General features: G+C 36.4%; 29 protein-coding genes and 1 pseudogene. 16 read left to right on the top strand and 14 right to left on the bottom strand.

From position 1 onward, the window contains the following. Positions 1 to 79: 79 nt before the first annotated feature. The gene (locus CVPH_RS06115) at positions 80 to 721 is read right to left on the bottom strand and encodes an electron transport complex subunit E (protein WP_201340848.1); all 642 of its coding nucleotides are present in this window, start codon (positions 719 to 721) and stop codon (positions 80 to 82) included. Positions 722 to 738: 17 nt separating this feature from the next. Continuing rightward, a complete protein-coding gene (locus tag CVPH_RS11260; RefSeq protein ID WP_425353110.1) occupies positions 739 to 903 on the bottom strand; it encodes a hypothetical protein in 165 nt (54 codons plus the stop codon). Positions 904 to 1,133: 230 nt separating this feature from the next. Here CVPH_RS11260 and CVPH_RS06105 point away from each other — a divergent pair, with 230 nt between their 5' ends. Next, positions 1,134 to 1,307, top strand: coding sequence for a hypothetical protein (locus CVPH_RS06105; RefSeq protein WP_201340846.1), 174 nt, complete (start codon positions 1,134 to 1,136; stop codon positions 1,305 to 1,307). Positions 1,308 to 1,340: 33 nt separating this feature from the next. Here CVPH_RS06105 and CVPH_RS06100 read toward each other — a convergent pair whose 3' ends face one another. Together CVPH_RS06100 and clpB are read right to left on the bottom strand one after the other, a co-directional pair. Then, a complete protein-coding gene (locus tag CVPH_RS06100) occupies positions 1,341 to 1,553 on the bottom strand; it encodes a helix-turn-helix domain-containing protein (protein ID WP_201340845.1) in 213 nt (70 codons plus the stop codon). 249 nt (positions 1,554 to 1,802) lie between these two features. Then, on the bottom strand, positions 1,803 to 4,361 hold the full coding sequence (gene clpB, locus CVPH_RS06095; RefSeq protein WP_201340844.1) for an ATP-dependent chaperone ClpB: 2,559 nt from the start codon (positions 4,359 to 4,361) through the stop codon (positions 1,803 to 1,805). A gap of 80 nt (positions 4,362 to 4,441) precedes the next feature. On the opposite strand from clpB, the gene CVPH_RS06090 reads away from it, so the two are divergent. Both CVPH_RS06090 and CVPH_RS06085 read left to right on the top strand, forming a co-directional pair. After that, positions 4,442 to 4,903, top strand: coding sequence for a tRNA (cytidine(34)-2'-O)-methyltransferase (locus CVPH_RS06090; protein ID WP_201340843.1), 462 nt, complete (start codon positions 4,442 to 4,444; stop codon positions 4,901 to 4,903). Then, positions 4,896 to 5,045: a hypothetical protein gene (locus CVPH_RS06085; protein ID WP_201340842.1), complete on the top strand. Its 150-nt coding sequence runs from the start codon at positions 4,896 to 4,898 to the stop codon at positions 5,043 to 5,045. The genes CVPH_RS06090 and CVPH_RS06085 overlap by 8 nt, the downstream gene beginning before the upstream one ends. On the opposite strand, the gene CVPH_RS06080 is transcribed toward CVPH_RS06085, so the two are convergent. Next, positions 5,039 to 5,209, bottom strand: coding sequence for a hypothetical protein (locus CVPH_RS06080; RefSeq protein WP_201340841.1), 171 nt, complete (start codon positions 5,207 to 5,209; stop codon positions 5,039 to 5,041). The genes CVPH_RS06085 and CVPH_RS06080 overlap by 7 nt on opposite strands. 29 nt (positions 5,210 to 5,238) lie before the next feature. On the opposite strand from CVPH_RS06080, the gene CVPH_RS06075 reads away from it, so the two are divergent. Together CVPH_RS06075 and CVPH_RS06070 are read left to right on the top strand one after the other, a co-directional pair. Further along, complete coding sequence (locus CVPH_RS06075) at positions 5,239 to 5,730, top strand: polysaccharide deacetylase family protein (RefSeq protein WP_425353109.1); 492 nt, start codon at positions 5,239 to 5,241, stop codon at positions 5,728 to 5,730. A 402-nt stretch (positions 5,731 to 6,132) separates the two neighbouring features. Then, positions 6,133 to 6,438, top strand: a complete 306-nt coding sequence (locus tag CVPH_RS06070; protein ID WP_201340839.1) for a hypothetical protein — start codon at positions 6,133 to 6,135, stop codon at positions 6,436 to 6,438. 14 nt (positions 6,439 to 6,452) lie between these two features. On the opposite strand, the gene fmt is transcribed toward CVPH_RS06070, so the two are convergent. From fmt to CVPH_RS06050, 4 genes are read right to left on the bottom strand one after another with little or no spacing between them, the layout of a single operon-like run. Then, entirely contained in the window at positions 6,453 to 7,409 is a 957-nt protein-coding gene (gene fmt, locus CVPH_RS06065) for a methionyl-tRNA formyltransferase (RefSeq protein WP_201340838.1), read from the bottom strand. After that, positions 7,409 to 8,851 (bottom strand): argininosuccinate lyase, encoded by a 1,443-nt coding sequence (gene argH, locus CVPH_RS06060; RefSeq protein ID WP_201340837.1) that lies wholly within the window; start codon positions 8,849 to 8,851, stop codon positions 7,409 to 7,411. The genes fmt and argH overlap by 1 nt, the downstream gene beginning before the upstream one ends. Then, positions 8,848 to 9,051: a hypothetical protein gene (locus CVPH_RS06055; protein WP_201340836.1), complete on the bottom strand. Its 204-nt coding sequence runs from the start codon at positions 9,049 to 9,051 to the stop codon at positions 8,848 to 8,850. The genes argH and CVPH_RS06055 overlap by 4 nt, the downstream gene beginning before the upstream one ends. Next, positions 9,048 to 9,296: a thioredoxin domain-containing protein gene (locus CVPH_RS06050; RefSeq protein ID WP_225879658.1), complete on the bottom strand. Its 249-nt coding sequence runs from the start codon at positions 9,294 to 9,296 to the stop codon at positions 9,048 to 9,050. Before CVPH_RS06050 ends, CVPH_RS06055 begins: the two co-directional genes overlap by 4 nt. Before the next feature lie 57 nt (positions 9,297 to 9,353). Between CVPH_RS06050 and hemC the strand changes: the two genes are divergently transcribed. The 3 genes from hemC to CVPH_RS06035 are packed head-to-tail and all read left to right on the top strand — an operon-like array spanning position 9,354 to position 11,236. Beyond that, positions 9,354 to 10,268 carry a hydroxymethylbilane synthase gene (hemC, locus tag CVPH_RS06045; RefSeq protein ID WP_201340834.1) on the top strand — a complete coding sequence of 305 codons (915 nt, stop codon included), beginning with the start codon at positions 9,354 to 9,356 and terminating at the stop codon, positions 10,266 to 10,268. Positions 10,269 to 10,271: 3 nt separating this feature from the next. Beyond that, on the top strand, positions 10,272 to 10,556 hold the full coding sequence (locus CVPH_RS06040) for a 4a-hydroxytetrahydrobiopterin dehydratase (protein ID WP_201340833.1): 285 nt from the start codon (positions 10,272 to 10,274) through the stop codon (positions 10,554 to 10,556). Between the two features lie 2 nt (positions 10,557 to 10,558). Next, positions 10,559 to 11,236, top strand: coding sequence for a hypothetical protein (locus CVPH_RS06035; protein WP_201340832.1), 678 nt, complete (start codon positions 10,559 to 10,561; stop codon positions 11,234 to 11,236). Between the two features lie 9 nt (positions 11,237 to 11,245). On the opposite strand, the gene CVPH_RS06030 is transcribed toward CVPH_RS06035, so the two are convergent. The 5 genes and pseudogenes from CVPH_RS06030 to ftsY form a co-directional block, all read right to left on the bottom strand. Beyond that, positions 11,246 to 11,419, bottom strand: a complete 174-nt coding sequence (locus CVPH_RS06030; RefSeq protein ID WP_201340831.1) for a hypothetical protein — start codon at positions 11,417 to 11,419, stop codon at positions 11,246 to 11,248. A 141-nt stretch (positions 11,420 to 11,560) separates the two neighbouring features. Next, a complete protein-coding gene (locus tag CVPH_RS06025; protein ID WP_201340830.1) occupies positions 11,561 to 11,716 on the bottom strand; it encodes a hypothetical protein in 156 nt (51 codons plus the stop codon). Next, positions 11,713 to 12,366 carry a TolC family protein gene (locus CVPH_RS06020; protein WP_201340829.1) on the bottom strand — a complete coding sequence of 218 codons (654 nt, stop codon included), beginning with the start codon at positions 12,364 to 12,366 and terminating at the stop codon, positions 11,713 to 11,715. The genes CVPH_RS06025 and CVPH_RS06020 overlap by 4 nt, the downstream gene beginning before the upstream one ends. Positions 12,367 to 12,402: 36 nt before the next feature. Next, positions 12,403 to 12,624: pseudogene (locus tag CVPH_RS06015) on the bottom strand (thioredoxin domain-containing protein); the annotation flags it as partial. Between the two features lie 179 nt (positions 12,625 to 12,803). Beyond that, positions 12,804 to 13,760, bottom strand: a complete 957-nt coding sequence (gene ftsY / locus CVPH_RS06010) for a signal recognition particle-docking protein FtsY (RefSeq protein WP_201340827.1) — start codon at positions 13,758 to 13,760, stop codon at positions 12,804 to 12,806. A 108-nt stretch (positions 13,761 to 13,868) separates the two neighbouring features. On the opposite strand from ftsY, the gene msrP reads away from it, so the two are divergent. From msrP to CVPH_RS05970, 8 genes are read left to right on the top strand one after another with little or no spacing between them, the layout of a single operon-like run. After that, complete coding sequence (msrP, locus tag CVPH_RS06005; RefSeq protein WP_201340826.1) at positions 13,869 to 14,825, top strand: protein-methionine-sulfoxide reductase catalytic subunit MsrP; 957 nt, start codon at positions 13,869 to 13,871, stop codon at positions 14,823 to 14,825. Between the two features lie 5 nt (positions 14,826 to 14,830). Continuing rightward, complete coding sequence (gene msrQ, locus CVPH_RS06000) at positions 14,831 to 15,406, top strand: protein-methionine-sulfoxide reductase heme-binding subunit MsrQ (RefSeq protein ID WP_201340825.1); 576 nt, start codon at positions 14,831 to 14,833, stop codon at positions 15,404 to 15,406. Further along, positions 15,391 to 16,716 (top strand): M16 family metallopeptidase, encoded by a 1,326-nt coding sequence (locus tag CVPH_RS05995; RefSeq protein WP_201340824.1) that lies wholly within the window; start codon positions 15,391 to 15,393, stop codon positions 16,714 to 16,716. The genes msrQ and CVPH_RS05995 overlap by 16 nt, the downstream gene beginning before the upstream one ends. Continuing rightward, the gene (locus CVPH_RS05990; RefSeq protein WP_201340823.1) at positions 16,713 to 18,002 is read left to right on the top strand and encodes a M16 family metallopeptidase; all 1,290 of its coding nucleotides are present in this window, start codon (positions 16,713 to 16,715) and stop codon (positions 18,000 to 18,002) included. Before CVPH_RS05995 ends, CVPH_RS05990 begins: the two co-directional genes overlap by 4 nt. A gap of 11 nt (positions 18,003 to 18,013) precedes the next feature. Beyond that, entirely contained in the window at positions 18,014 to 18,349 is a 336-nt protein-coding gene (locus tag CVPH_RS05985) for a gamma-glutamylcyclotransferase family protein (protein WP_201340822.1), read from the top strand. A gap of 38 nt (positions 18,350 to 18,387) precedes the next feature. Then, on the top strand, positions 18,388 to 18,726 hold the full coding sequence (locus CVPH_RS05980) for an SLC5/6 family protein (protein ID WP_201342439.1): 339 nt from the start codon (positions 18,388 to 18,390) through the stop codon (positions 18,724 to 18,726). 32 nt (positions 18,727 to 18,758) lie between these two features. After that, positions 18,759 to 19,124: an SLC5/6 family protein gene (locus CVPH_RS05975; RefSeq protein WP_201340821.1), complete on the top strand. Its 366-nt coding sequence runs from the start codon at positions 18,759 to 18,761 to the stop codon at positions 19,122 to 19,124. 10 nt (positions 19,125 to 19,134) lie between these two features. Further along, positions 19,135 to 19,665, top strand: a complete 531-nt coding sequence (locus CVPH_RS05970; protein WP_201340820.1) for an SLC5/6 family protein — start codon at positions 19,135 to 19,137, stop codon at positions 19,663 to 19,665. Positions 19,666 to 19,734: the final 69 nt, after the last annotated feature.

Raw genomic sequence — 19,734 nt, 5'->3', positions numbered from 1 at the left:
ATAAAAACTTATTTGGCGGCTTTTTCTTATGCATAAGCGCTTAGTGTTTATAAACTGATTAATAATAATGTTAATTTTTTCATGATTTTCTCCCTCTTAAATCGTATCTATTTTTTATTGCCACAATAAGCCCCAAGCCAATAAACGCCCCTGGCGGCAAGATTGCTAGTAAAGTGCCTTGATAGTTTCCAAATACAGTAACACTAAGCGTGTTGCCTAAATTGCCTAGTAATAACGCAGATTGGTCAAACAAAGTGCCACTGCCAATCAATTCACGCATTGCGCCTAATACAATAAGCACAATAGAAAAACCAACGCCCATCATCAGCCCATCCAGTGCTGATTTCCCCCAGGTATTTTTACTAGCAAATGCTTCGGCACGCCCTAAAATAGCGCAGTTGGTTACAATCAGTGGTACAAAAATACCCAATATCAAGTACAAATCATAAAAGTATGACTGCATCAGCAACTCAACAATTGTTACAAATGAAGCAATTAGTAGGACAAAAATAGGAATACGAACTTCTTTTGAAATTTGATGGCGAAAAATAGAAACAGTTACATTAGACGCCACTAAAACAAACGTGGTTGCCAGTCCAAGTCCGATTGCATTCACAATATTGTTGGTGACTGCCAATAAAGGACACAGACCCAAAAGTGCAACTAAGGCTTGGTTGTTATTCCACAGACCATTTTTTATAATTTTAGTATAATCACTCATGACACTTAATTATATACTTAATCACACGTTGATTTATTGACAACAAGGCTTTGATTTTGTAAGTCTTTTTCTATGATGCACATTAATTCTGTAGCACTTATTTCTAATGCCTTGGCAATACAGCAAATACTAGAAAGCAAAGGTTCTTGTTTACCACACTCAAATAATGAAATTGAGCGCATAGAAGGCCCTAATTTTTCTGCTAGAACTTCTTGGGATAGATTGAGTGTTCTGCGTTTTTTGTTTGAGCACTTTAGCAAATGACATTTTAATTGGCACTTAATTTACCTCAAAACATTAAATTTTGAAGGGTTATTGAAAATATTACCATGAAGTGCACTTCATGGTAATATTTTTTTATAAAGCTATAATTTTCCAATCAAAGTGGTTTTTTAAATAAAATAGGAGCGTTATGATGGCTGCTGGTTTAGCAGGAGTAGGTCAAATTGGGTTAAGTCAGAGTTTACTTCTTGAGGCACCTGAAGAAATAACAAGCGAAAAATTTAAAGAGATAATTAGCTCAAATAATTTTCGATATTTTGTTTTAAATGAAGGTAGATTACTTTTAGTAAAATTAAAGTTATAAATAAATTTTATGCCACACTATTAAGGTGGCTTTTTATTTAATCAGATCAATTAATTCACTGGGTGAAGTTTCAAGCGCACGTGCAATTTTAATGAAAGTAGTTAAGCTAGGTTGTTGCCTGTCACATTCCAATAAAGAAATATAACGCACTGAGAGACTTGCTTTTTCAGCAAGTTTTTCTTGTGACAATCCAACTTTAGAGCGTTGCTGTTTTAAAACATAGGAAAATGATTGTTTATTTACCACAAAGTTCTACTTTTTCTCAAAAGATTGTATTTTTGAGGAAATGGAATGATTGTTCCACGAATAATAATTCCATAGAATAATAGTTCCTGATATAATGACTTGCATTTATGATGCGTTGGAAGTGTAGTATGGCTGTTGGTTTGGCAGGAGCGGGGTCAGGTTAAATTGAAGTATGGCGTATTTTTTAATTAGCATTGTAATAAAAAAGGAGGGCATAGCCCTCCTGTGTGTTAATCAGATAAAAATTGATTAAGAGAAAATGATTTGTCCATCTTTAACATTGCCATGAATGGTTGAGCCTGATAAAAACTCTCCAGCAAGGATTTTTTGTGACAAAGGATTTTCTAACAACTGCTGTATGGTGCGCTTGAGCGGTCTGGCACCAAATACTGGGTCATAGCCTCTATCAACAATCATACTGATGGCTGTATCACTTAATGTTAGTTTGAGATTAAGTTTAGCCAGGCGTGCTGATAAGATTTCAATTTGCCTGAGTGCAATATCTTTGATTTGGGATTTTTCTAGTGTTTTAAAGGTCACGATTTCATCAATACGGTTGACAAACTCAGGTCTAAAGTGTTCGCTGACAATTTTAGAAAGTTCAGCGGATATATCCTTACCTGGGTTTTGTTGAATCAGGCGCGAACCTAGGTTTGAAGTCATAATAATAACAGTGTTTTTAAAATCAACCGTGCGACCTTGACCATCTGTTAGGCGGCCATCATCCAGTACTTGCAACAGGATGTTAAACACATCTGGATGGGCTTTTTCAATTTCATCCAGTAGAATGATTGAATAAGGTTTGCGACGCACAGCCTCAGTTAACATGCCGCCTTGCTCATAGCCAACATAACCTGGTGGTGCACCAATCAAGCGTGCAACTGAGTGTTTTTCCATAAACTCACTCATATCAACACGGACAATGGCTTGTTCAGTGTCGAACAAAAAGTCTGCTAAGGCTTTGGCGAGTTCGGTTTTACCTACACCAGTTGGACCCATAAATAAAAACGAACCATCAGGGCGATTAGGATCAGACAAGCCGCTACGTGCACGACGTACGGCGTCAGAAATTACTTTAACGGCTTTGTTTTGACCAACTAAGCGTTTGTGAATAATATCCTCCATTTGTAATAGTTTGTCTTTTTCGCCTGCCATCATTTTATCCACAGGAATGCCTGTCCAACGGGCGACAATATGGGCGATTTCATCCTCAGTCACTTTATTTCTAAGTAGGGTCATTTGCTGCGTATCAGCATTTTCAGTCACACTTATTTTTTGCTCTAACTCAGGGATGATGCCGTATTGAAGTTCGCTCATTTTGGCTAAATCGTTATTACGATGCGCGCTTTCTAAATCGATTTTTGCTTGCTCTAGTTCTTCTTTAAGATGGTGCGCACCTTGAACCACCAATTTTTCTTTTTTCCAAATTTCTTCTAAATCAGCGTACTCTTTTTCTAGTAATTTAATTAAATCAACCAATTCTTTTAGTCGAGCTTTAGAGGCTTTGTCTTTTTCTTTTTTAAGCGCCATACGTTCGATTTTAAGTTGTACCAGTTTACGGTCAAGTTTGTCCATTGATTCTGGTTTTGAATCAATCTCCATGCGAATTTGTGAGGCAGCCTCGTCAATTAAATCAATGGCTTTATCTGGCAGTTGCCTGTCAGTAATGTATCTGGTTGAATAGGTGACAGCAGCGATAATGGCAGGGTCGGTGATTTCCACGCCATGATGCACCTCGTACTTTTCTTTAAGGCCACGCAAAATAGCAATGGTGTCTTGTTCGGTTGGCTCGTCCACCAGCACTTTTTGGAACCTGCGTTCTAAAGCCGAGTCTTTTTCAATATATTGGCGATATTCATCTAGTGTGGTGGCGCCCATGCAGTGTAAATCACCACGGGCTAGGGCAGGCTTTAACATGTTGCCTGTATCCATAGCGCCATCAGATTTTCCAGCACCGACCATGGTGTGCAATTCATCAATAAACAAAATGACTTGACCTTGCTCGGCTTCTAACTCTTTGAGCACGGCTTTTAATCGCTCTTCAAATTCACCTCGATATTTAGCACCTGCCACCAGTGCAGCCATGTCTAATGACAAAACGCGCTTACCTTTAATGCCTTCGGGCACTTCGTTATTAATAATGCGTTGTGCCAAGCCTTCAACAATTGCAGTTTTACCCACGCCAGGCTCACCAATCAGCACTGGGTTGTTTTTAGTGCGGCGTTGCAATACTTGGATAGCACGACGAATTTCACCATCACGACCAATCACAGGGTCAAGCTTGCCGTCAATGGCTAATTGGGTTAAATCTTGGGTGTACTTATTCAGTGCATCCCTGTTATTTTCTGCATTCTGGTCGTTCACGTTTTCACCCCCTCTAAGGTTGTTAATTGCTTGGTTTAAACCATTCTCATTGGCACCAGCAGCTTTTAATAGTTTTGTGGTTGTATCATTGCCTTTGATGATAGCTAATAAAAATAGTTCGGTTGATAGATACGAATCTCCTTTGTCCAAAGTCAATTTATCTACTTGATTTAATAAGCGTAGCAGGTTTTGAGAAATATTAACATCACCACTTGGGGTGTTAATCACGGCTAAGGCGTTAATTTCTTTATCAGTTTCTTGTTTAAGTTGATGAGTGTTAATGTTAATGCTTGATAACAAATTACTAACACTACTATCGGTGTTTTGTAGCATGGCACTTAGAACATGTACTGCTTCTATGGCGCTATTATTTTTCGCAATAGCGATAGATTGTGCAGCGCCTAAGTCTTGTTGAAATTGGGTGGTTAGTTTATCAATATTCATAGGTTTGTTGTGTTTTTTATGATGTGTAATGGTTATCTATGGGATGATTAATACATTTCAAGTATCAAAAATAAAATATTATGTTAAATTTAGTGCTGTTTGAGCCTGAAATACCCAGCAATACTGGCGCTATTATTCGCCTGTGTACCAACATGGGTGCAAACCTACATCTTGTCAAACCTTATGGTTTTGAAATGGAGGATAAAAAATTACGCAGGGCGGGGTTGGATTATAAAGAACTTATGTGTATTAGTGAATATGACAATTTTGCTGATTATTTGGAAAAGACAAAACCTAAAAGATTATTTGCAGTTAGTTCAAAAGTTAAAACCATTTATACAGATGTTAAGTATCAAGTGGGCGACTCACTGTTTTTAGGTCCAGAAACCAGAGGGCCTCCACAAGACATATTAAACCAATATAAAGGCATTACTTTACCAATGCAAAATGGGTCTTGTAGTTTGAATTTGTCAAATTGTGCCTCTATTGTGGCATATGAAGCTTGGCGGAAAATCGATTTTAAAGGGGCTAAGAGTGCTTAAATTTATTGCATTGATGTTATTTTCATCATTGGCAGGTGCTAATAATTGTGTGGTTTTATTGTATCATCATTTTTCTGATGTCATGCCTAAATCAACCAGTATTAACCCTAAATTATTTGAACAGCACTTGGCAAGTCAATGATGTTGAAGTGCTAAGCTTAAAAATAATACTTGGGCGTTTGAATGGTCATAACTTGCTAAATAAATGCGTGGCTCTAATGGCTGATGATGCTTATCAATCAATTGTAGAAAATGCTTATCCGCTTTTGCAAAAATATCAAATGTAAATGAGTGTTTTTGTAGCAACAGATTCAATTGACCATAAATAAAAAGCAATGATGACTTGGCAAAAAATGCGAGATATTCAAGGTAAAATGATGACGATTTATAATCATGGCACCAGCCATGCACATTTTCTTGATTTGGACAAGGTCCAAATTCAGCAGGCACAAAACCGACTCAATCAAGAATTGGGCAAGGCTGATAAAATCTTCGCTTATCCTTATGGCGAGTCTAATTTAGATATTTTAGGACAAATAAAAAATATGGGTTATGTTGCTTTTGGTCAGCATTCTGGCGTTGTGTCAACGACTAGTAATTTACAAAATTTGCCACGCTTTCCTATGGCGGTAAACTACGCCAAAATGGATGCTTTTAAACTCAAAGTCAGTACCTTGTCAATGCCGATAGTGGAAAATAAAATAAACCCTATTGTTACTAACAAAAACCCACCTATACTTAGACTGACTTTTAAAAACCCATTGACAAAATCAGCAAAAGAAAAGTTAAATTGTTTTGCTGATAGTGAGGTAAAAATTCATTGGTAAAATGATAAATAGGTCTCTATTGTAGCGCAAAAACCGCTTATTAATAGGCGTTTAAAATACAATTGCACAATGTTTAACCAAGAAAAAAATAGCTACTAATTGGTATAGCATTCAGTAGATTAAACCTGAAGTTGACCAATGGCGTATTTGATATAATGATGCTTTTTAAACTTAGGAGAGGCAAATGAAATTGCCAATTGTTTTAGTCGTTTATTTAATATTTGTCAGTAGCGTTTATGCAAATATGAATAGTGATAGTATTGTTTCGATACATGCGGGCTCGTACGTACCTCAAACATATAGTACCTTCTAGAGACGATTTTACTGAAAAATTTGCCAATAATTATTTTGACGTAGAAATACGGGTTAATGATGATAGTGCTGCATTTCAAAAAGTAATCATTGGCACATTTAAAAATAGTGAAAATAATAGATGTATATTATTGGGCGTGCAAAAAAAATGGAATCACTTTGATAAAAGACTTACATTTGAAGGCGTTTATGCTTATGCTGGGGAGTTCTTTTTTTAGTGATTTTTCTCATTGCGGAGATGATGGGGTTTATGCAAAGATAAAAAAGGCAACAGGATTAGGCTTTGCGCCATATATCTATCATGGTCTAGAATATGATTTAAATAAAAATATTAGTATTGAGGGAGGGTTTATTCTTCCGTTAATACTTGTGGCAACTATTCAGTTTCATTTTTAACAGATTTTTGATTGCTAGTCTAATTTTGTTAAGTTGTAGGCGTTACTAAAATCTTTAATATTGAGCACTTTTTTGCCTGAAAGTTGTAAGGTTTCCAGGCTTAGTGCACCATCTCCAGTGGCAACAATACATGTCTCTTTGTTGTGCTTAATAATACTGCCTGGGTTGTGATTACTGCCTACCATTACTACAGAGGCGGATAAAATGCGTAGAACTTTAGTATCAAATCTATTACTTGATGCATGGGTTTGGGCAATGGGATAAGGGTTAAATGCTCTAATTTGTCGATTAATTTGTATTGCACTTTGAGTCCAATCAATCCAGGCTTCGTCTTTTTTGAGTTTTTTGGCATAAGTGATGTTGTTTTCACTTTGCACTGTTGACGATAAATTATCAAGATTATTCAAAGTTTCAATAATAGCATTAGAGCCAAGTTTGGCCAGTTTATTATGTAGAGATTGTGCCGTATCGGTGAGTGTGATTGGACAGGTTTTTTCAAGTAAGATATCACCCGTATCTAAACCCTCATTCATTTGCATAATGCCGATACCTGTGGTTTTATCACCTGCCAAAATTGCACGTTGAATAGGTGCTGCGCCACGCCAACGTGGTAATAATGAGCCGTGGATATTAAGGCAACCATATTTAGGTATATTAAGAATTTTAGTAGGCAATATTTGCCCATAAGCTACCACCACCATTACATTTGCATTAAGTTCGGCTAAGGTTTGTTGGATTTTTTCGTCTTTTAAGTTTTCAGGTTGAAAAACGTTTAAGTTATGTTCTAATGCTTTTATTTTAACAGGGCAAGCTGTTAACACTCTTCCACGACCCTTGGGGCGATCAGGTTGGCAAAATACGCTAACAATATCATGCTTGGCATTAATGAGCGCTTCTAATACACCTACCGAAAACTCAGGCGTGCCTGCAAAGACAATGCGCACCTTGAAAGAAGTGCTTTTGGCGTGCATTATTTTAAAGTTTCTCTTGCTATTTTGATGGCTTGTTTGACTTGGTTGGGGCTGGTTGCACCTAAGTGATTGTGTGCATTTAATGAGCCTTCTAGTGAGAGCATCTCAAATATATCGTTTTCAATGCAACTATCAAAGGTTTGTAATTCTTCCAAGCTAAGTTCGCTTAAATCTTTTTGGTGCTCAATGCCGTAAGCAACTGATTTTCCAACCACTTCGTGTGCATCTCTAAAGGGCAAACCTTTGTTAACTAAATAATCAGCCAAATCAGTGGCTGTGGTATAGCCTTGCTTGGTTGAGTTGTACATATTATCACGCTTGGTTTGAATAGTTGGCACCATGTCTGCAAATACACGTAAACAGGCTTTTAAAGTGTCAACCGTATCAAATAATGGTTCTTTGTCTTCTTGATTGTCTTTGTTATAAGCCAGTGGTTGAGATTTCATAATTGTGAGCAGAGAGGTTAAATTGCCATACACGCGGCCTGTTTTTCCGCGAACCAATTCAGGCACGTCTGGGTTTTTCTTTTGTGGCATAATGGACGAGCCTGTACAAAAACTATCAGGCAATTCGATAAAATTAAACTGTGCACTTGACCATAAAATCAACTCTTCTGAAAAGCGTGAAAGATGCATCATGATGATGCTTGCTGCGGATAAAAATTCAATGGCAAAATCTCGATCACTGACGCCATCAAGTGAATTAAGGCAAATGCGTTCAAAGCCTAATAACTCAGCGGTACGCGTGCGATTAATTGGATAAGTAGTGCCTGCCAGTGCCGCTGAACCTAGTGGCATTGAATTGATGCGTTTGCGACAATCAAGTAGACGTTCTACATCACGTGCTAACATTTCAAAATAAGCCATCATGTGATGGCCAAAACTGATGGGTTGTGCGGCTTGAAGATGAGTAAAGCCAGGCATAATCGTATTGGTTTCTTTTTCAGCTATATCAGTTAGTGTTAGTTGTAGACGCTTGGTTTCATTAATAATATCATCAATTTGGTCACGTAAATAAAGGCGAATATCGGTTGCTACTTGGTCATTGCGAGAACGCCCTGTGTGCAGTTTCTTGCCTGCATCGCCAATCATCTTAACCAAACGCGCCTCAATATTCATGTGTACATCTTCAAGTGTTACTGACCACTTAAATTTACCGGTTTTGATGTTGTTTAGAATTTTTTCAAGACCTTTAATAATTTGATTTTTTTCATTATTGGTGAGCAAGCCGACTTCTTGCAACATGGTGGCGTGTGCAATTGAGCCTTGAATGTCATAAGGCGCTAAAATTTTGTCAAAGAATATTGACGCGCCAAAAATTTTAACAAACTCATCTGTTGGCTCGCTAAAACGCCCACCCCAAGATTGGTTGGTTTGTGTTGTTTGCCTAGACGCCTCTTTGAGGATTGTTGTGTGTCGTTTATGTTGTGTGTCGTTCGTCATAATTCTGCCTTTAATTGTCGTTTAAGTTTAGTGATTGATTTGTCAATCACTTTGTCAAGCTCAGTCCAATAATAATCCATACTGGGTATGCCAACTATTTTGCCTAAGTTTGCACCATAATTGTCCATAAGAAATACTGAATACTGTGGGGTAAAAATTAATGCTATTTTGAAAGGCAAATCTACCATGATTGGTGTCATTTTTTGTAAAAATCCTTCATATCTTTTAGTGTGCTAGCATTAATGTAGCGAATGATGACTTTGTTTTTATATTCATCCAATCCATCCATTGGTGCAATGACTTCTTGACAATAAGGGCAGTTAGGAATGGAAAATATTATTAAAATAGGCGTTTCTTTTTTGCGTACTAACTGAGCATCTTCTAAGAGGTTTTTTGCCAGTGGTAGTGCTAAATCTTGCGACGTAGCAAAATTAGAAACAAGCACAAGTAGTGATAGATAAAATCGAAACACAGGCCTATTTTAATATAAACTCTTTTAACCATGAACAAAACCCTAAAAATTGCAACTCGACGATCTCCATTGGCATTATGGCAAGCTCAATATGTTAAAACTAGATTGGAAAAATTCTATCCTAATCTAACAGTTGTTTTGGTAGAAATGACCACCAAGGGCGATCAAATTCTAAACTCGCCTTTGCCAAAAATTGGTGGCAAGGGTTTGTTTATTAAAGAATTAGAAGTTAGTATGATGAAAGGCATGGCTGATATTGCCGTGCATTCTATGAAAGATGTGCCTTATGAAATACCACAAGGGTTTGAGTTAGGGGCAATTTTGAAACGTGAAAATCCCTTTGATGCCTTTGTTTCCAATGATTTTTCTAGTATTGATGATTTGCCACAAAATGCTAAAGTTGGTACTTGTTCAATGCGCCGTATTGTACAACTTAAAGCCACCCGACCTGATTTAAAAATCCTAGATTTGCGTGGCAATGTCAATACTCGATTAAAAAAATTAGATGAAGGTGAATTTGATGGCATTATTCTTGCTTGTGCAGGGCTTATTCGCCTAGGGCTTGAGGATAGAATCAAACAACAAATTTCTGACCAGCAAAGCTTGCCTGCCGTAGGGCAAGGTGCAGTAGGTATTGAAATTCGTGAAAACGATACAGCAATCCTAGATTTAATTAAGCCTTTGATTGATGTTGAAACCACCTATAGAGTAAGTGCAGAGCGAGCAATGAATGCACGCCTTGAAGGTGGTTGCTCGGTGCCGATTGCAGGCTTTGCTTTGGTTAATAATGAGCAAATAATGCTAACAGGCTTGGTGGGTAATGTTGATACTGGCGTGATATTAAAAGAGCAGGTTTTAGGTCATGTTTCTCAAGCAGAGACTTTGGGTGTTGAATTAGCAAACAAACTAATATCATTAGGTGCTAAAGATATTTTAAAAGGCTAAAGAATGAGCACACAACCTGATTTAAAGATGTTGTCTAAATTATCAGGCTGGGTAATGCTTGATGGTAAATTGCATCAAACCTTTATTTTTAATGATTTTACTCAGACTTTTGGCTTTATAACGCAAGTCGCTATTGAGGCCTCAAAGATGAATCATCACCCACATTGGTCAAATGTTTATCAAACCGTTGTGATTGATTTAATCACACATAGTGAAGGCTCAGTTACTCAATTGGATGTTGAATTGGCCACTAAAATTAGTGATATTTTTAACCATATGAGTAAGTAAACATGTTGAGATTTATTGAGAAGAATTTTTTTATTATCGTGCAACGCATTGGTTTGTTGTTTGCACTAGTTTCATTAATAGCCGTTATTGCACTAGGCGTGGTTAGTTATGAAAAAATTAACACACAAGTTAGTGACAAGATTGAAAATCCAGTGGTTGATTTTGACCAATATCAAAACTCACGCGCACCAACCAACAATATTAAGATTTATTTAGATGTTAATCAATCATTAAAGCAAGATGAACAAAATAGTTTTGAGCGTGAGTTTGATAAATACACTCAGCAAATTATTAACCATTTACAGCAGTTGCCTGATAAAATTATTAACAAAGCGGATATGCAGTACAGAATAAAAATCTTGCTTAAAATTAAGTCCAATCCTTATACAAAAACGTTGCAATTGGCTTATGTGCAATCTTTAGAAAAATTAATCAAACAAGCGCTTAACATTGAAAATAACCGAATTAATATTGAGGGTTTATTACACTGGCATGATCAGATGTTTGCTCAACAAGTCAACCAACAAACACAAGGCAATCTATTAAAAATGGGTGCGGTTAAAACTCAGCAAATGATAGGCTTTATTGCTCTAGGCATGGTCGTTGTCGCTTTGGGAATTTTTATTATGTTTGTGATGATGTTGGCTATGCTACGCATTGAGCAAAATACCAGGAAATAAGTTTCCGAGTTATTCTAAAATTATTAGCACTTTTGGTACGTTAGTATTAGTTGTATTTCTTAAATTAGGTGTGGCTTTAATGATGCCAGATATGGGCGTGTAAATTTGGTATTTTTTTAGTTCAATTTCAGCAATTTTGATATTGTGCGCTTCTAGCTCGCGTTTGGCTTTATTAAAAACCAATTGTATGATTTCTAAATCCCTATGTGAAGAAACTAGGCGGTCATATAATTCCTGTGTTTGTTGAAGATCTAACTGCTTGTCGTCAAAATTTTGCTGGTAAGTTTTTTGTAGTGCTTTTAAGTAGTCCAGTTCTAATTTTGCTTACGCATTGTCAATTTGTACCAGTAAATCACCTTGTTTAACAGAACTTCCAATAGATTTAATCAGGGTAACCTCATCAGAAATCAGTGGATATATTTCTAATGCTGATGTATTTATACTAATAAATAACAGCAAAATCATCAATTTAATCTTCATGGCATTTCTCCTGTAAGTAAGGCAAGTTTTTCAAAGGTAATCACAAAATCAAATTGGTTTTTGGCTAATTTGTATTCTGTATTAGTGAACTGAGTGAGTGCATCGCCAATGTCACTTTCCAGCTCCATTTCATAATGCGCCCTAGCGCGTTCAAGATACAAATCATGATAATCAAGTTCAGTAGTCAGTGCTTTTTGTATTTGATTTAACTCGTTAAGTGTGAGTACTTGCGAGGATAAATTTTGTTTAAATTGTTTAATATCTAGTTCGGTTTGCTTGGCTTGTATGCCAAGTTTTACAATGGTTTGTTGCTTAGTGTTGTCGTTGCCAAGTGGCATAGTTAAATTAATACCAAAGCGTAATTTGTTATTTTTCTCACGCAAGTAGGCTTGTTCACCTATTCTAATATTGCCTTTAATGACAACTCCATAATCATTTTTATGGCTGTTCATTTGATGCTTGATCGAAGATAAATCTCGGTGCATGATTTGTAGTATAGTGTTATTTTTAAATGTGTTTTTTCTTAATTCATCAAGCGATGCAAAAGATTTAGAAAAATAATATTTTAATTTAGGCTTGGTTAAATCGTCAGGACGGTCTTCATAGTTAATACCCAAAATATTTTTCCAGCAGTAAGAAATCTTTTTCATTGGCAAGCCCTGTGCGACGCACCATGCGCTTGCCGTTTAAATCAAAAAAGCAAGTACGGGCGTAGCACCCACTAGATTATGGCGTTTGGCAAAGATTTTTTCTAAGACGCCATTGCCATTAAAATCAGTCAAATTCACACTAGATTCTATGTCAACTTCGAAGTTTAAAAAATGTTGTTTAAAGTAGTCAACAGCAGGCTTTTGGCTAAGTGCATTGCGTCTTATTTTTTGGCAAAATGGATATTCTTCCATGTGAAAAAAATAAAAACTCCATCTTTTTTAGCGTCAATGGCATTGTCATAAATTATTCAGAATAGTCATCAAAATGCTGATCAAAAAAAAGTATGACCATCCGCTGCATATGTAGAATAAGAGCAAATAAATAAATAAATAATTTTTTTCATGAAACGTCCCTAAGCTTTCAATCATTGTATCATTTAATCAAACAAAGCGTTAATGAATTCTTTGGGTTGAAAGACTTTAAGATCATCAATCCCTTCACCTACGCCAATATAACGAATAGGCAGATTAAGTTCATCGGCAATCGCAAACAATACCCCGCCTTTGGCAGTGCCATCTAGCTTAGTGATGCTAATACCACTTAGAGTAATTGCTTTGTTAAATTCTTTAGCTTGGTTGATGGCGTTTTGCCCTGACCCACCATCAATAACCAACATGGTTTCATGCGGTGCATTTGCATTTTGTTTGGCAATGACGCGTTTAATTTTGGCCAGTTCTTGCATAAGGTTGTCTTGCGTGTGTAATCGTCCTGCCGTGTCGGCAATTAGGATGTCAATATTCTTAGTTTGTGCTGATTGGTAGGCATCAAAGATAACCGAAGCTGCATCGGCACCCGTTGTTTGTGCAACTACGGGTATTTGATTACGCTCACCCCATACTTTAAGTTGTTCAACAGCTGCAGCGCGGAAGGTATCACCTGCTGCTAGCATAACCGACTTACCTTGATTTTGAAAAGATTTTGCTAACTTGCCAATCAAGGTGGTTTTACCAGCGCCATTAACGCCCACGATTAGGATAACAAAAGTTTCATTAATATTAGTATTAAGCTGGTTGTCTTCAATCAATAATTTGTCCAACTCATCTTTTAAGAATTGATATAAGCTTTCAGCATCTTTTAAGGTTTTCCTAGAGGCATTTTTACGTACAGATTCTAGTATTTTATCCGTGGTATTAATGCCAACATCAGCAGTGATTAATAACGTCTCTAGTGCTTCTAATAAACCCTCATTAATTTCTTTTTTACCTAATAATAAAGAAGATAAGCTAGATCCTAACTTTTGTCTAGATTTATCTAAGCGTTGTCTTAATGAAGTTGGCTTGTCTGCGTCTAAACTTTCTGATTTGGGTTGATTTTTTTTTAAAAAATTAAACATAGCAATTCAAGTATAAAAAAAATTAATTTTACTATTCTTTATTTTTATCAAAGCGAAACTTTGCATATTTGACGACGTATAATAAAATTAACACTATTGAAAATATAAATGATGAAAAAAATTACTGAATACCATGTAACCGATGAGACTCACTATCTTAATCGCCGTAACTTTATTAAACAAAGTGCACGCTTAGGTGTAAGCTTGGTAACGTTTAGTGCTTTTTCAAGTTCAGCAGAAGGGGTACAAGGCGGTAGTTTGTCTGACAAGATGATATCAACTGATTATGGCAAGGAATTAACACCACATTCTTTCAAAGAAATTACCAATTATAATAATTTTTATGAATTTGGTACTGGTAAGCGCGATCCAGCAAAAAATGCCCATACTTTAAAACCCAAGCCTTGGCATATTAAAGTTTCTGGCGAATGCTTAAAGCAGGGTGATTACGATTTAGAGGATTTTATTGCACCTTATCAACTGGAAGAGCGTATTTATCGTTTTCGTTGTGTAGAGGCTTGGTCGATGGTTATCCCTTGGGTGGGTGTGCCATTGGCAAACGTGCTTAAAACTTTCCAGCCTACTTCAAAAGCAAAATATGTGGTGTTCAAAACCTTGTTTGATAAAACACAAATGCCATGGCAAAAACGACCTACTTTGGACTGGCCTTATATTGAAGGCCTAACAATTGCTGAAGTAATGAACCCTTTGGGTTTATTGGCAGTGGGCTTATATGGCAAAACATTGCCCAACCAAAACGGCGCACCACTACGTTTGGTTGTGCCTTGGAAGTACGGCTTTAAAAATATTAAATCGATTATTTCAATTCATTTTCAAGAAACCGCACCACTCAATACTTGGCAAGATCAAGCTTCTAGTGAATATGGATTTTATGCCAATGTTAACCCGGCAGTAGATCATCCGCGTTGGTCACAAGTGCGTGAACGTGTGATTGGCAGAGGCAGTTTTTTCTCACCAGAAAAACGCAAGACTGAATTGTTTAACGGTTATGGTAATGAGGTTGCTCATTTATACACAGGGCTTGATTTGGTTAAGAATTTTTAATTTATATGGTAATTTCTTGGCAAAAGCCATTGTTGTTTGTACTACTCTTAACGCCTTTTTTGTTATTGTTGTCTGATGTACTTTTAGGTCATTTAATTGACCCTATTGAGGAGATTACCAACCCAACAGGGCAATGGGCACTAAGGTTTTTGCTATTTAGTTTGTTGATAACACCGTTAAATGAAATACTATCTTTTTCATTGATTAAATATCGTCGAATGATTGGCGTGTTTAGCTTTTTTTATGCTTGTTTGCATTTGAGTATTTACTTAATTGATCAAAATTTTGAGTTTCAACTAGTGCTTGCAGATGTGATGAAGCAATCTTATACAGCCATTGGCTTTAGTGCCTTTATTTTGTTGTTTTTATTGGCAATTACCTCAACTAATAAAATGGTACGTCGTTTAGGCAAGCGTTGGAAAAAGTTACATAAATCCATTTATTTGATTATTATATTGGTTATTGTGCATTTTTATTGGCAGGCAAAATCGTCTATGGATATTGAGCCGATAATTTATGGCTTGATTGCATTGCTGTTGCTTGGTTTTAGGATTAATTGGAAAAGATGGTTAAATTTATAGCGTATATTGCCTTATTCATTCACCATTTGGCATTTTCTGAAGGATTGAACAGCTCAAATGTGAGCACGGCAGTGCTTGATAATGGCTTAAAAATTATTATTAAAACTGATCGTCGTGCGCCTGTGTTTATCTCTCAACTTTGGTATAAAGTGGGCGCTAGTGATGAATATCAACCCATAACGGGTATCTCGCACATGCTTGAGCATATGATGTTTAAGGGTTCACGCGCATATAAATCAGGTGAGTTCTCGCGCATTATTGCACGTAATGGTGGGGATGAAAATGCTTTTACCTCGAAAGATTACACTGCTTATTATCAAAAAATGCATCAATCAAAACTAGAGCTTGCCATTAAGATGGAGGCGGATAGAATGCGTCATTTAAGTTTTTCTGATGTTGAGCTAACCAAAGAAAGACAGGTGGTGATTGAAGAGCGTAGGTTGCGTGTGGAGGACAATCCTAATGCAAAAGTATATGAAAATTTGAGACTTATTTCTTTTGACTCAAAAGGTGCTTATCATGCACCTATTATTGGGTTTCAAGCAGATATAGAAAATTATCATTTGTCTGATTTGCGCCATTGGTATGAAACCTATTATGCGCCTAACAATGCAATACTAGTTGTGGTGGGCGATATTGACCCAAAGTGTGTGATTGAATACGCAACTCGGTATTTTGGTGGATATAAGGCCAATTCAAATATTGATGACAATAAAAACAGACCCTCTATTGCACTTAATAAACAATCACGAATGCTCAAACTTAAGGCCGAGCTGCCATTTTATGCAATGAGTTTTCACGTGCCAAGCTTGGCCACAACAAACAGTGAAAACAAAGCGTATCAACTAGAAATGTTGGCTTATATTTTAGACAATGGTTTATCAAAAGCATTGATGAGAAACCAACAAATAGTATCAGGCATTAGTGTGGGTTATCGATTGTATGATAAATTTGATACTTTATTTACCATTAGTTTTGTTCCTGCACAAGGAATTAGTAGCCAAAGTATCCTTCAAATGATAAAGATTCGAGTAAGGGGGTTGATTGAAAAGCCATATTTAATTGAAGCTGAATTAAGGCGTACTAAGGTGCAACTGGAGGCTGATTTTATTTTTGAACAAGACCAAATCTCTACTCAATCATACTACTTGGGTATGCTTTCTAGTGTAGGACTGAAGATTGATAAGTTGTTAAATTATGTGGACAGAATGAATCAAGTAAGCACTCAAGATATGGCTAATGTTGCTAGACAGTATTTAGATTTTGATACGCTTAATTATGTTGAACTAATACCACAAGGCATTAAATGAATTTTTTAATCATTTTGTTGTTATTGACAACTCAAGCACAAGCTAGGTTGAATATTATGCACTGGACAACGCCTGAAGGTGCTAAAGTGTTGTTTGCACAAGCCAAAGGCTTGCCCATGCTTGATATTGCCTTAAATTTTGATGCGGCCAGCTCTAGAGATGGTGCTAAATTTGGTTTGGCAACTTTAACCAATAGTTTACTGGGTACAATGAGTAAATATCATTCACAGGAGCAAATTATTGAGTTGTTTGAATCAGTAGGCGCGCAATTCTCCACATATTCTTTAAAAGATATGGCAATTGTTTCGTTACGTACGTTAACACGTCAAGATAATTTGCAAGTAGCGTTAAACACATTCACTGAAGTTGTTACTCAACCTGTGTTTAAGCACAAATACTTAAACCGTGAAAAGAAACAAACCTTACGTTCAATTAAAGCAATTAAACAATCGCCTGCTTCAATAGCATCACTTGCTTTCGATAAGGCAGTTTTTGCTGGACATCCTTACGAGCATACGAAAATTGGCACCAAGGCATCACTTGCTAATATTTCTACCCTTGATTTGACTCAACACTACCAGACATATTATGTGGCCAAAAATTTGACCATTGCTTTGGTGGGTGATATTAGTAAAACTAAAGCCAAGCAAATTGCCAGACAAATATCCCATGGTTTAAATAGTGGCAAGAAAGCTCCAAGTAATCCACTTGTTAAGATGCTTAAAAAATCACAAAATATCCATATTGAATTTCCATCTAAGCAAACGCATTTGTTAATAGGACAAACTGGCATTAATCGAGCACATCCTGATTATTATTCTCTATATTTAGGCAATCATATTTTGGGTGGCAGTGGATTAACTTCTATTTTAAGTGATGACATTCGTGAGCAAAAAGGCTTGGTATATTCGGTGGTGAGTTATTTTGCCAAGATGAAGTCAAATGGATTTTTTTTAGTAAAATTGCAAACCAAAAATGACCAAGCCGACCAAGCCCAAAAAATTGCCATTAAGGCACTGAAAAGCTTTCTAAACCATCCAATTAGTAGTCAACATCTACAAGATGGTAAGGACAATATTATTGGTGGTTTCGCTCTAGAAACGGCGAGCAATGCAAGTATTTTAACGTACTTGTCAATCATTGGTTTTTACGATTTGCCTTTTGATTATTTAAGTCGTTTTACTGATAAAATCAGAAATATTAGCGCCAAAGATATTCAAATGGCTTTTAGCCGATTAATCGATATGGATAAACTTATTATTTTAAGTGTTGGGCAAGCTCAATAGAAAAAAGTGTAATGAGCACAAGTGAATTACTTTTTTCTTATGGAACGTTGCAAAATACACCGGTGCAATTAAAAACATTTGGGCGTGTGTTAGAGGGTTATGCAGACCAATTATTGGATTATCAATTACGTCATATAAAAATTGAAGATGCATCGGTTGTTGAATTAAGTGGGAAAACCCGCCATCCAATTGCTGTTTCTAGTGAGGGCGATTATATTGAGGGTGTGGTGTTTAAAATAACGCAAACAGAGTTACTCAGATCCGATCAATATGAAGTAGATGCTTATCAGCGTATTAAAGGCAAGTTTCAATCTGGGCAAGATGCTTGGGTGTATGTTGAGGCTTAGAAACAATGAAAGGACTTTTTAACACTGAAAAATAAAAGATAACAGGCCATTCTCAATGGTCAAATCAAGGTGTTTTTTTACTGGCTGCAATTGGCTCGGCTGTAGGATTGGGCAATATTTGGAAGTTCCCTTATATCGTAGGTGAAAATGGTGGCGGGGCGTTTGTATTGGTGTATTTGCTTTGTATTGTTTTGGTGGGTATGCCTGTGTTAATTGCTGAGATAGCATTAGGAAAAAGTGCACAAAGCAATCCAGTGTCAGCATTTTCAAATTTGGCAGTGGGGGCTTGCAAGGCAGATTGTTTTTGGGCGTTATTTGGCTATGTGGGGATTGTTTCTGAGTTTTTAACTTTATCGTTTTATTCAGTGGTTGCCTAGAGTATTTGCGCGTGTTTATTTAAAATGATTTATTGGGTAGTGATGCCAAGGTAGTAGAAGAATACTTTACGCAATTATTGGCCAGTCCTAATACGCTACTATTGTGGCACAGTGTTTTTATGTTATTAACTGTTGCTATTGTTGCCCGTGGCATTCGTAAGGGGATTGAAAAAATCATTACTTGGTTAATGCCAATTTTATTTGTTATTTTGGTTATTTTGGCGCTATATGCCACTCAATTAGAAGGCTTTTCTAAAGCCTTTGATTATTTGTTTGTTGCTAATTTTTCTAAATTAACCACTGATGGAGTTTTAATTGCATTGGGACATCTTATCTTTAGGCATGGGAGTGATGACGGTATACGGTTCTTATTTGTAAAAAGACACGTCAGTTGTTAAATTATCATTTGTGATTGCCATTGCTGATACTCTAGTGGCGCTGATGGCTGGATTGGCGATTTTCCCACTGATTTTTACTTATGGATTGGAAAGTGCTTCTGGCCCTTCTTTGCTATTTATTTCATTGCCTAATGTGTTATTAAATTTGCCATTCGGGCAGTTTTTTGGCATTGCTTTTTTCTTCTTATTGTTAATTGCTGCCTTGTCTTCTGCGATTTCAATCTTAGAGCCAGTGGTTTCTTTTGTGCGGCAAAAAACACGCTTATCTAGATATTTTGTTACTTATTTGATTGGTAGTATTGTTTGGCTAATTAGTGTTGGTGCTTTATTGGCATTCAATGATTGGTCTGATGTTCGTCCACTAAGGGAAAGGAATATTTTTGATAGTCTGGATTATGTAGCCACTAATATTGGAGGTTTTGGTATTAGTATTATTGCTGTGTGGGTTGTTTCTAAACAGGCTAATACTAGGCAATTACTTGGTATTTCAGACTCAAAGTATCCAATATGGCGTATTAGTGCTTGGTATGGTTTGAGTTAAAAGCAGTGCTATTTTTGAAAATAGCATCACAAAAGAACTTTTTCAATATGCACTGATTTTATAAAATCT

The sequence above is a fragment of the Abyssogena phaseoliformis symbiont OG214 genome, from assembly GCF_016592595.1.
Lineage (GTDB): Bacteria > Pseudomonadota > Gammaproteobacteria > PS1 > Pseudothioglobaceae > Ruthia.
The sequence above is the reverse complement of the archived record's forward strand: the minus strand, read 5'-3'. Positions and strand labels throughout refer to the sequence as shown.